This window comes from Roseateles sp., from assembly GCF_047654785.1.
GTDB lineage: Bacteria > Pseudomonadota > Gammaproteobacteria > Burkholderiales > Burkholderiaceae_C > Pelomonas.
Genome location: NZ_JASGKQ010000002.1, coordinates 112,813 through 124,184 on the forward strand (window position 1 = coordinate 112,813; position 11,372 = coordinate 124,184).

Here is an 11,372-nt window from a genome sequence, read left to right on the forward strand (position 1 = left end):
TCCACGGATGGCGCGGGAGCGCTGTCGTCGGCACGATCAATCCCCGTGATCGCTGCTGACCCCCTCGACACCGCCGAACCTGAGCAACTGCGTCAGATGCTGCGCGCGGCACGCGCCGAGTTGGCCTTCAAGCAGGCCTTCATCGACAAGCTGATCCACGAGAACGCGGTCCTCAAGCGACTGAAGTTTGCGGCGCAGAGCGAGGCCTACACGCCGGAGCAGAAGAGCCTGCTCGACGAGACGTTCGACATGGACCTGGCGGCGGTGGCGCGCGAGATTGAGGACGCCCAGCCCCACAAGCCTGACGGCGAGAAGCGCCAGCCCAAGCGGGCCCCGCTGCCGGCTCACCTGCCGCGCCACGATGTACATCACGAACCGGCCAGCACGACGTGCAAGTGCGGCTGCACGATGAAGCGCATCGGCCAGGACATCAGCGAGAAGCTGGACTACACCCCGGGCGTCTTCACGGTCGAGCGCCACGTCCGGGGCAAGTGGGTCTGCGCGCAGTGCGAGACGTTGATGCAGGCGCCCATGGACCCGCACATCATCGACAAGGGCATCCCCACGACACGGCTGCTCGCTCAGGTGCTGGTGGCCAAGTACCTCGACCACCTCCCGCTGTACCGCCAGGAAGCCATCTTCGAACGCGCTGGCATGGCCATCGCGCGGTCGACCCTCGCGCAGTGGGTCGGCGAATGCGGCGTGCAGCTGCAGCCGCTGGTGGACGCGCTGACAGCGGAGCTGCTGAAGGCCCCGGTGCTGCATGCCGACGAAACACCAGTGCCGATGCTCAGGCCTGGCAAGGGCAAGACTCACCGAGCCTACATGTGGAGCTGGTGCACGACGCAGTTCCACGACGTCAGAGCGGTGGTCTTCAACTTCGCCGAGACCCGCGGTGGTCAGAACGCGCGGGACTTCTTGCAGCTCGGCACGGATACCAGTTGGAAGGGCAGCTTGGTGGTGGACGACTTCAGCGGCTACAAGCAGTGCTTCGACATGGGCGTAACCGAGGTCGGTTGCATGGCCCACGCGCGACGCAAGTTCCACGAGCTCTGGGCCAACCACCAGAGCAAGGTGGGCGAGCAGGCGCTGAAGTTCTTCCAGACGCTGTACGACGTCGAGCGCGACGCTGCAGACCTGAACGCAGACGACCGGCGAGCCCTGCGACTTGAGAGAGCCAAGCCTGTCGCCGATGCGCTCAAACAGTGGCTCGACGAGCACCGGCAGAAGGTGCCGGACGGCTCAGCCACTGCGAAGGCCCTCGACTACAGCCGACGACGCTGGGAAGCGCTAACGCGCTACCTGAACGACGGGCGCCTGCCCATCGACAACAACTGGGTAGAAAACCAGATCAGACCCATCGCTCTGGGCAGGTCCAACTGGCTCTTCGCCGGCAGCCTGCGCGCCGGCAAGCGGGCTGCGGCCGTCATGAGCCTGCTGCACTCGGCACGCATCAATGGGCACGACCCGTATGCGTATCTACGCGACGTGCTCGAGCGCCTGCCACTGCAGCCGGCCAGCCGGATCGACGAGCTCTTGCCGCATCGCTGGACCGTGACGCCAGCACACGGCTGACAGAACTTCCGCCGTCAAGACGGGTTCACCGTCCGCTTACGGGCGGCGAGCCACTTGGCCAGATCGGAACGCCATCGCGGGGTTGAGCTGTGGCCCGCCCAAGCAGCCCAACCCCTTGGAGTTTTGTCCGGGAAGGGTCGCCCTCGCCAGCCTCACGCGCGAGGCGAGGACATGAAATCGTAGATGACCTTTGCGATCTGCTTGGCTAGCAGTGGTGGGACTGCGTTGCCAATCTGCCCGTATTGCTCGGTGCGATTCCCCTCGAAGAAGTAGTTGTCAGGGAAGGTTTGTAACCGCGCGGCCTCGCGCACTGTCAGACTCCGGCATTGCGCGGGGTCCGGATGGATGTAGTAGTGCCCGTCCTTCTTGATGTGGGCCACCACCGTGGACGACGGGAACTTGCCCATCTGCACGCGGAAGCGATCCTTGAACGGAATGGTTTCCCCATCCACGTTTCCATGCTCTGGCAAAAGCTTTGGAGGGAAGTTGTGCAGGTTCGGGGCGTATTTCTGTGTGGCAGCGAAGCACGCCGCAAACATGTAGCGGTGCAGGTCCGACCGCATGTGACTGCGAGTCTCGTGCTGGAGGACGCCGCCCACCCTGGAGTCCAGATACCACTCGCGCAGGGGCTTGGGCATTGCCTCCCCTGGATCGACAGCCATGGGGATAAAGGTCGAGCCATAGGTGGCGTGCTTTTCGGCCTTCTTGATGAACTTTTCCATGGCCGCTTCGATGTCGTTACGCACTGGCATGCACCACCCTTTGAGGGTCAGGGGAGACTCCCGCAGAGCCTTCATCCAAGCCTCTTGTGAATCTGGCTCCTTGGACAAGCGGCTGCGAAGCTCCGGTAGGCCCGCGAGCGCGGCGCTCACGCCCACCTTTTTCTTGACCTTTGTCAACAGGAAGCGTTCGGGGTCCTCGGCGAGGGCTGGAGTGGCCTCCGCCACGTCGGAGCGAATGCCAAAGAGGATGACGCGGTGGCGGCTTTGCGGGATACCATGGTCGTCGGCTTCGATCACATAGTCGTTAGGGTCAAGTTCTTCCCCCTCGGCCCTGTGAACCACCAGCGACCGAACCTCGTAACTCAGGTTCTCTCTCGGTGACTTGAGGTCAGTGAGGATTCTCTCGAAGATGCGCTTGCCCGAATTGGTGGAGTTCAACATTCCCTTAACGTTCTCCATCACAAAGACGGCCGGGGCGAACTGCTGAATGATCCGCAGATATTCGGTGTAGAGGAAGTGCTTGGCGTCAGCTTCGAACTTCTTCGGGTCCTTTCTGCGCAGGCGGGAGCGCCCAGCGAGCGAATAGGCTTGGCACGGCGGGCCGCCAATGAGCACCCAGTCGGTCTGATTGCCAAGCGCTTCTCGAATCCAGCCATCCACCTCCTTGGCTGGGGTGACGCCGAGTTCCGCGCAGCGCGCCTCCTTGGTGGCCTGCTCGGCCGCGTCCTTAATGTCGGGATGGGCCAGGAACGCCTCGCGGGTGATCGTCCCGCGAATGTAGTCGTAGTAGCAGTTCGGGACCTTGCCTTTGGGGAACTTTCGGAAGATCGCCCGCAGCAGCAGCGTCCGGTAGGCGATGCGGTCCATCTCGACCGAAACCTTGACAGCGAAGCGCCGCACGCCGGTCTCGTCAAAGATGGACGAAAAGCCTTCGCATAGCCCTCCTGGCCCAGCGAACAAGTCGATCACCGGAATTTCACTGCACCGCGACATCAGTAGTTTTTCTCGTGCTTAGGTCATGGAACCATCGAACTACCCGACGGGGCGCAACAAGGGCTCGACATTGAAAAGCGGAGTACGCCTAAATTTTGGAAAACTTTACAGTTTAACTGCCATTTTTGTGCTCAAACATGGAGGACTGGCGGTAATGGTCGAGCAGCAGGGAGAGAGCAGTCATGCGGTCTGGGCAAGCTTGTTCTGGTTGTTCGGAAGGTGCTGCCGGGCTCACGGCGTCTTGCGCACCCCGGTCGGTTTGGCGGGCGACGCCGGCACGATGCCGTGCGCTCTGCAGTAGTCGAGCACCATGTACTCCACCATGGAGGCCACACTCCGCCGTTCGTGTTCCGCCGCTGCGACCAAGGCGGCTTTCACGTCAGGTGGAACCCGGACGCTGACGACTTCGGTTTTGGTGACGGCCAAGAATGTGCTCCTGTATGGAAAATGCTAGCGCTTTGCAAATGGTAACAGGGGCGTCGCGTGCGCTGTGAACCAAGAAACGAGTCGCTCACCGGCGCATGTTCTCCGGATACACAGTCACTCTCTACTGCTCACCTGCACCGCCCGCTCGGTATCCAACAGCCACTGGAAAAGCCGGTCGATGTCGTTGTCCAGCTGCTCGAGCGAGGCTTGAGCTATGGCGTACCAAGTGCAGTAGTCGTCGCTATCCCGTACCTCATCGACGAGAACGGTCAGGCGAAGCTGCCATTTCAGCAAGCGCTGATGCTCTTCCACAACGAGTGCTCGATCTTGCGTCCAGCGCAGAGTGGGACGGAAGACTCCCGGGTGGGGTGGCAAGGTTCTGATCTGCGTCAGCCGCTGTCATGGCAAGTCTCCGGAAACTGCTGATGTTGCGCGCTCCGGCAATCAGTGGGGTCCGGTAGCGACACTTCGCCATGTCCGAGAGTGCATCAGCTTGGTTGGCCCCGGTACTTAACTGCAGACAACATCGGACGGCTACGGCTGGTTCTCGGGGATGGGCATACGAACCCAACGCCGCAATACTTTTGGGCACTGGTCCGGATACTTCTTGGCCCACATGAAGATGCCAAGGATATTTATCCGCAGATACAACAGGTCGAGAACGAAAAGCAGCCACATGCCACTGGTGAAATGCAGGATGGCGATGAGTCCCGTGCCAATGGAGTAGAAGTAGAAGCCTGACAACCGCAGACGACTGTTGAGCACAGCCCCGGTGTAGCTGCCACAGATGATGAGTGCTTGCAGCAGCCAATTCCACACGGGCAGACCGTGGATTTCTTCAGCGAAAAGGGAGAGCATGGAGGAACTGAAAAGTTGATTCGGTCCTCCGTATAGGGATCTGAGCGAGGAACGAAAGCTGTTCCACGTTCGCGTCGCAAGCAAAGAAGAGGCTTGTTGGTGGCTCCGAGGAACCGGATGTAGTCCTCATCCTCATGTAGGCCCACAAGGCATCCGGGATGCTCGCGGCGAATGTGGCCAGAACGGGAGAAGGCCATGCTCTGGCATAAGGCGCAAGAAAGATGGCCAGCACTGTGCTGTGGCCATCTTCGGGAAGGCGGCCTTTCAGGCGCCCCGCCGCCCCTCAGAAGAGGCGCCCATCGCGAATGCAGTACGGATAGCCTAAGCCACCAGAGCTCGAATACTGAGTCCCCTCACGCAGGGTTACTCCATAGTAGGACTGACCCGACTGGATGGAACTCGACATGACGTAGTTTCCACCGCTGCCCGCGTGCGTCGACAGCGTCACAGAATCGCTAGCCATCGCGTTTCGCATGACGATAGCTTCCTGAATGCTGGGCATACGCCAGCCGCCCACACCTTTGTAGCTGAACGAGCTACAAGCAGAAATGGCCTCAGGCGTTGTCATGAGCGCGTAGCCGCTTTGCCTCAGCCGGATGTAGGCGTTGTCCGCCGTCTGGTAGACGTACCAGGGCAGGTACCCCGTGGCATTTAGGAGCACCTTGAGCGACGGGACGTTGCTTGAAGAGATAAGCAACTCAGCCGTGTAAGACTTATTTTCCGTTGGCGAGAATTTCACCCTGAACTGGCAACTGGCCCCTGGTTCAAGGGTGTTGCCGCAGGTGTTGCCATCCATGCTGAACCCGGGCGGCGGCGCGAAGTTCAGGTCAGTGGCGGGCAGGTTACCCATGTTATTGAGGATGTGGGTGCCCGTGGTGGAACTATCGCCCGCGTCCACCGTGCCTAGGTAACTCTTGGTAGGCGTCACAGAAAGCTTGGCTTGCTGGCTCTGGCCAGACAGCGCAGCGTACTTGTTGCCCGCATTCGTGGTGATGGTCAGCGTACCCGATGCCGCTTCGCTACCTGAGGCCGTGTAGCGCACGGACACTGTGCAACTGGCGTTCGGCGCCAGGCTGCTTGCGCAGGTCGTCCCGAGGAACGAGAAGCCAGAACCAGAGATGCTCGAGGCGGTCGGCTTGGTGATGTTCAGCGGGCCGATACCGGTGTTCTGCAACGTTGCCTCGCGAGTAGTGTCCGCGTTGGCTGCGAGATTTCCGAAGGCGATACCCGTTAGCGTGGCGGTCGGTGCCACCCCGGTACCCGTCAGTGCGACTACAGCGCTGTTGGCGTTGTCCGTGGTGATGGTGAGGCTACCGTTGTAGGCTTCGGCCGCCACTGGAGAAAACATCACAGCGAACGAACAGTTGGCGCTGGCAGCGAGGGTGCTTGAGCAGGTGCTGTCCGACAGGATGTAGCCTGCTGGCGGCGTGAACGTCAGGCCCGTGGCAGCGATGTTGCCGGTGTTGGAGAGCGCGATGACCGACGTGCCGGCTTGACCGACCTGGACCGGACCGAACTCGCGCGTGGCAGGGCTCGCGCTCACAGTGGCCTGCTGGCTCTGGCCCGTCAGGGCCGCAGCGAGTACGCCAACCGGTGTGGCAGAGATGCTCAAGGTTCCCGCGCCCTGGCTAGCGCCGAAGGGTGTATAGCTGACCTGGATTGCGCAGCTGGCCCCTGCAGCCAGGCTTTGACCGCAGGTCGTCCCGGCCACGGCATAGCCCGAACCTTCGACGGTAGGAGCCCCCAAGGCCAGCGAACCAACTCCGGTGTTCTGCAACGTTGCCTCGCGGGTAGTGACCGCGCCGGCTGCGAGATTTCCGAACGCGATGCTGCTCAGCGTGGCGCCGGCCATACGCCCTGTGCCGGAGACCGAGAACCCAAGTGTGCCACCATTGGCGCTGCCCACGGTGACCTCGCCGCTGTACAGTTGCGCCTGCGCCGGCATGAAGTCGACCGAGAATGAGCAACTGGCACCCGGCGCCAGGCCGCTTGCGCAGGAATTGTTGGTCAACTGGAAGCCTTCGGGCACCTGCACCCCCACCGATTGCGCGGCGATGTTGCCCATGTTGATGAGAGTGCGGGACGCCGAAGTACGCGTTCCGCCGACCTGAACGTCACCATAGCTTTCCGCTGTCGTCGGGTGCAGCGACAACTGAGCATAGGGACGCTTGCCGTCGTCCACAACAGCTTTGATCGGGCCCGTAGGAGTCATTTCCCACCAGGTGTCGCCCGTGTCGACCGAAGGCAATCCGCCGACAGCGACCTGCGTCGGCGCCACTGCTGTGGACAGCATGGCCCTCGCCACGTCAGCCTTCATCACGACGAGCCTGAATATGCCGTCGCTGCCATAGCATTGGCTCGGCAGAGAGTCGAACGGCTGCCGCAGGATGCCGTCGTCACCCCGAGAGAGCAGGTTGTATTTGCGGCAGACTTCCAGCGGTACCGAAGCGGCCGTCATGAAGATCGGCGTTCCTGCCACCGGAGTTCCCCAGCCTGCACTCGCCGACTGCGCTATTGCCATCCGGATGAACTCCGGCGTCGAGGCCGCGGCCACCTCACGCACCCCCATTGGCACAGTGCTCAGGTAGCGTGCCTGGACCAGCTCCTCGATGTCGCGGGGATAGTGGCCGTTCTGGGCATTAAAGGACTCGACCGCAGCGAGGATTTGCTGTTCCTCGTTCTTCAGGCGCGTGGCTTCGGCCTGCGCTTCAGCCTCGGAAAGGTTGGAGCCGCCGTAGTAGGCGCTGATGGCCACCAGGGCAACCACGAAGGCAATCGAGATGATGGTGATGATGAGGGAAAACATGTGATGGGCCTTTGTTGTTCCCTCGGGCCAGATGGCTTCGAAACGAGGGGCTACGCCCGTATAGGAAAAATCTCTCTACATGCGCCGGTGTCGCCCCCAGTGCCAAGTTCTACTTGACGTGGATGCGCCGCAGTTTCGAACCCACGAGTAGCCACCCGGGTTCACGACAAAAACGCCCAGCGGCTAAAGGCGTTTTGCGACGCGGCGGCACCATGCACTTCATGAGGCTTCGGCGCGCTATACCGTTGCAGGAGCCCGTCCTGTTATTTGGCGATGACGCGGGCTCCTTGATGGGCCGCGGCGTTCTGGTTGAACCAGAACGCCGCTTTTTTAACCTCGCAGCGCAACTGCACAGAGGCGCACGTCCCTGGTGATTCGGTGATCGTGCTCTGAGACTCCAACCGTCTGAACCAACGTCTCTGTCGCACACATACAACGGCTAACAGGAATCCGTATAGCCAAGAATTTGCCGTTTGCCAACCGGCCTCAGAAAGCCTTTGACCCTAGTCGGTACCCCACCAAAAAATGGCCTTTTGGACTGGAGCTGGCGGCTTCGAATCTCATCCCGAGACGCTTGAATCCTGAACCGTTGCGAGCACCGACGCGCTCGCGAACGGCCCGAGGTGCGTCGTAGTGTTGGGTTCGAAGGTCATGAGGAAATACAACAGCCGGCCAGGCTTGAAAGGTGTCGATACCGGGGTTCGCAAGGCATCCCCGACGTACGGAAAAGAAGCGTTCATCACGTTCGTGGAGAAGGGCGGCGGCACGCTGGTCTTCGACAACGACGCCGAGCGCCTGGTGGCGCACATGCTCGGCTTCGATCCCCGGGTGCGGCGCATTCAGGCGCAACCCTTCGCCGTCGACCTGGTCGCGGGCGAACTGCTGCGCACCGCGGAAGAACGCAAGGCGGCACGCAGCATGTACGGCGCGCGCAAAGGCGCCTCCATCTACACCCCGGACTTCTACGTCGAGCGGGCCGACGGCAAGCAACTCGCCGTCGAGGTAAAGCTGGGCGGCTTCGTCGGTGGCGATGCGGACCATGAGCGCCTGAACCTGGCGACACAGGTGCTGGCGCACTACGGCCACGAGGTCGCCCGCGTGGTGTTTCCCAACACCACGCACCATCCCCTGCGTTTCAACATCGGCCTCCTCCACGCCGCGGCCCAGCGCCTGGACCTGCGTCCCGACGACGAGCTCGCCGAGCGCGTGCACCACCTGGCCGACCGCGGCGCCCGCACGCTGTTCGATTTCGCGAGAGGCCTGGGACTGTCGGTCAACCTGATCCCGGCGCTCATCGTTTACGGCGTGCTCTCGGCCGACCTCATCGACTCCTGTCACCGACCGCCGTATAGGAGCCAGTGCGTGATCGGCATGTAGGAGCCAGCGGCTGACCGGCATATTGGAGCCAGCGCGTGATCGGCGTCATGGAGCCAGTGCCGGATCGGCATATAGGAGCCAGTCGGCACTGGGTTGACGGGTGTCTCGAACACCGCGACGCCATCTCTACCCTTCGGGCCATTTGCCCGGAGGGCCAGGGATGGCGCGCAGGAGATTCGAGATGCATCACTATCGACAGGCCCTGCTGCGCATGCGGCAAGGCGACTCCGACCGCGACATCGCTGCGGCCCGCGTCATGGGCCGGCCCAAGGCGGCGCAGTGGCGCAGCTTGGCCACCGAGCGCGGTTGGCTGGACACCGCCCAGCCCCTGCCCGACGATGAGACCATCGCCGCGGCATTAGGCTGCCCGCGCAAGGCCAGCAGCACCATCTCCACGCTGGAGCCACATCGCGGCGCCATCGCGTCCTGGCTCGAGCAAGGCGTCTCGGGCACCGCCATCCACGGCGCACTCAAGCGCCAGCACGGCTTCACCGGCAGCTATTCGGCCGTGCGCCGCCTGGTGGCCGATGTTCGCCGCCAGTTGCCGCCTGAGACCACCTGCCGACTGGACTTCGAGCCCGGCGAGGCTGCCCAAGTGGACTTTGGCGCCGGCCCCACGCTCATCCACCCCGACGGCCAGCCCCGGCGCACCTGGGCCTTCGTGATGACGCTGGCCAGCAGCCGCCACCAGTACGTCGAGTTCGTCTGGGACCAGACCGTGGCCACCTGGCTGGGTTGCCACCGCCGCGCCTTCGAGTGGTTCGCCGGCGTGCCCCAGCGCGTCATCATCGACAACGCCAAGTGCGCCATCACCCGCGCCTGCGCCCAGGACCCCACCGTGCAGCGCGCCTACGCCGAATGTGCCGAAGGCTACGGCTTCAAGATCGACCCCTGCCCACCGCACGATCCGCAGAAGAAGGGCATCGTCGAGTCCGGCGTGAAGTACCTCAAGGGCAACTTCCTGCCGCTGCGCACCTTCCGCGACCTGGCCGACCTCAACGCGCAGGCCCGTGCCTGGGTGCTTGAGGAGGCAGGCAGGCGCTGCCACGGCACCACCCGGCGCACTCCGCTGAGCTTGTTCGCGCTGGAGGCACCGCTGCTGCAGGCGTTGCCCACCCCTGCGCCCGACCTGGGCACCTGGCACCGCGTGAGCGTGCACCGCGACTGCCATGTGCAGTTCGAGCGAGTGCTGTACTCCGCACCGTTCACGCTGGTGGGCAAGACCTTGTGGCTGCGCGCCACCGATGCGGCGGTCGCGCTGTTCGAAGACTACCGCCACGTCGCCACCCATCCGCGAGGACTCAAGCCCGGCCAGCGCGTGAGCGTGCGCGGGCACCTGCCGCCCGAGGCGCAGGCCTTCTTCGGTCGCGACCGGGCGTGGTGCGTCACCCAGGCCGAGCACATCGGCGCATCCTGCGCCGCCTTGATCGAGAACCTGCTCAGCGACCGCGTTCTGGAGCGGCTGCGCGCCGCGCAAGGCGTGCTGGCCCTGCTCAAGCCCTACGGCGCCGCCCGGCTGGAGGCGGCCTGCGCACGGGCCATGGCGCATGGCTCGCCCCACTACCGCACCGTCAAGACCATCCTGGCGAGCGGCGCCGACCAGCGCGCCGACGTGCCTGCGGCCACGCCGGCGCAGTACGGCCGCACCCGCTTCACCCGGCCTGCCACCGAGCTGTTCGCCGACCTCATCGCCCACCCGCAGCAAGAGCTGCTGCACTGACCCCGAAGGAGAAGACCCATGAACCCCGCCCCCGAACTCGCCCCGCAGTTGAAGCAGCTGCGCCTGTCCGGCATCTTTGACTCCCTGGAGGCGCGCAACCGCCAGGCCATCGAGGCCAAGCTGGCCTACACCGACTTCCTGGCCCTGCTCATCAGCGATGAGGTCGCGCGGCGCGAGCAGAAGAAGTTCAGCACGCGGCTGCGCCGCGCGCAGTTCCGCACCACCAAGACACTGGAGCAGTTCGACTTCGAGCGGCTGCCGCAGCTCAACCGCGCGCTCGTGCACGACCTGGCCACTGGACGCTACCTGCAGGAGAAGGCCCCCGTGCTCATCGTGGGGCCCTGCGGCACCGGCAAGAGCCACCTGGCCCAGGCGCTGGGCCACTGCGCGGTGCGCCAGGGCGTGGACGTGGTCTTCACCACCTGCGCCAGCCTGACGCAGAGCCTGAACGCGGCCAGGGCGACCGGCAGCTATGAACGCAAGCTGGCGACCTTGGCCCGTGTGCCGCTGCTCATCATTGACGACTTCGGCCTGAAGCCGCTGCGTGCGCCGGCCGATGAGGACCTGCACGACCTGATCGCCGAGCGCTACGAGCAGGCCGCCACCATCGTGACCAGCAACCTGGACTTCACCGAGTGGGACCAGGCTTTCCCAGCCAACCGGCTGCTGGCCAGCGCCAGCCTCGACCGGCTGCGCCACAACGCCTACTGCCTGGTGCTGGACGGGCAGTCGTACCGCGCGCCCAAACAGATCGCGGCGGCCACCAAACCGGCACCGCAAAAGCCCTCAAAATCCACCCTGGCCTAACCCCTCGGGACCCCCGTTTTACCCACCTGTTGCTGGCTCCAATACGGCGGACATCGGTGGCTCCATTACGGCGGTCGGTGACAACTCC

9 protein-coding genes are annotated in these 11,372 nt (G+C 63.6%); 4 read left to right on the forward strand and 5 right to left on the reverse strand.

The genetic code is table 11. From position 1 onward, the window contains the following. Window positions 1–96: 96 nt before the first annotated feature. The gene (tnpC, locus tag QM788_RS05175) at window positions 97–1,575 is read left to right on the forward strand and encodes an IS66 family transposase (RefSeq protein ID WP_415660317.1); all 1,479 of its coding nucleotides are present in this window, start codon (window positions 97–99) and stop codon (window positions 1,573–1,575) included. A gap of 152 nt (window positions 1,576–1,727) precedes the next feature. Here tnpC and QM788_RS05180 read toward each other — a convergent pair whose 3' ends face one another. The 5 genes from QM788_RS05180 to QM788_RS05200 form a co-directional block, all read right to left on the reverse strand. Then, complete coding sequence (locus tag QM788_RS05180; RefSeq protein ID WP_415660414.1) at window positions 1,728–3,266, reverse strand: DNA cytosine methyltransferase; 1,539 nt, start codon at window positions 3,264–3,266, stop codon at window positions 1,728–1,730. A 255-nt stretch (window positions 3,267–3,521) separates the two neighbouring features. Further along, entirely contained in the window at window positions 3,522–3,716 is a 195-nt protein-coding gene (locus tag QM788_RS05185; protein WP_415660415.1) for a hypothetical protein, read from the reverse strand. 114 nt (window positions 3,717–3,830) lie between these two features. Then, window positions 3,831–4,028, reverse strand: a complete 198-nt coding sequence (locus tag QM788_RS05190) for a hypothetical protein (protein WP_415660416.1) — start codon at window positions 4,026–4,028, stop codon at window positions 3,831–3,833. 222 nt (window positions 4,029–4,250) lie between these two features. Further along, entirely contained in the window at window positions 4,251–4,574 is a 324-nt protein-coding gene (locus tag QM788_RS05195; protein WP_415660417.1) for a hypothetical protein, read from the reverse strand. A 283-nt stretch (window positions 4,575–4,857) separates the two neighbouring features. Next, window positions 4,858–7,380, reverse strand: a complete 2,523-nt coding sequence (locus QM788_RS05200) for a choice-of-anchor D domain-containing protein (RefSeq protein ID WP_415660418.1) — start codon at window positions 7,378–7,380, stop codon at window positions 4,858–4,860. A gap of 651 nt (window positions 7,381–8,031) precedes the next feature. Between QM788_RS05200 and QM788_RS05205 the strand changes: the two genes are divergently transcribed. From QM788_RS05205 to istB, 3 genes are all read left to right on the forward strand, one after another. Then, window positions 8,032–8,757, forward strand: coding sequence for a hypothetical protein (locus QM788_RS05205; RefSeq protein WP_415660419.1), 726 nt, complete (start codon window positions 8,032–8,034; stop codon window positions 8,755–8,757). A gap of 181 nt (window positions 8,758–8,938) precedes the next feature. Continuing rightward, a complete protein-coding gene (gene istA / locus QM788_RS05210) occupies window positions 8,939–10,477 on the forward strand; it encodes an IS21 family transposase (protein ID WP_415660291.1) in 1,539 nt (512 codons plus the stop codon). 18 nt (window positions 10,478–10,495) lie between these two features. Next, window positions 10,496–11,284 carry an IS21-like element helper ATPase IstB gene (gene istB / locus QM788_RS05215; protein WP_415659531.1) on the forward strand — a complete coding sequence of 263 codons (789 nt, stop codon included), beginning with the start codon at window positions 10,496–10,498 and terminating at the stop codon, window positions 11,282–11,284. Window positions 11,285–11,372 lie beyond the last annotated feature (88 nt).

Coding starts and splice junctions, on each gene's coding strand:
- tnpC (WP_415660317.1), top strand. CDS start 97: ATGCTGCGCGCGGCACGCGCCGAGTTGGCCTTCAAGCAGGCCTTCATC.
- QM788_RS05195 (WP_415660417.1), bottom strand. CDS start 4,574: ATGCTCTCCCTTTTCGCTGAAGAAATCCACGGTCTGCCCGTGTGGAAT.
- QM788_RS05200 (WP_415660418.1), bottom strand. CDS start 7,380: ATGTTTTCCCTCATCATCACCATCATCTCGATTGCCTTCGTGGTTGCC.
- QM788_RS05205 (WP_415660419.1), top strand. CDS start 8,032: ATGAGGAAATACAACAGCCGGCCAGGCTTGAAAGGTGTCGATACCGGG.
- istA (WP_415660291.1), top strand. CDS start 8,939: ATGCATCACTATCGACAGGCCCTGCTGCGCATGCGGCAAGGCGACTCC.
- istB (WP_415659531.1), top strand. CDS start 10,496: ATGAACCCCGCCCCCGAACTCGCCCCGCAGTTGAAGCAGCTGCGCCTG.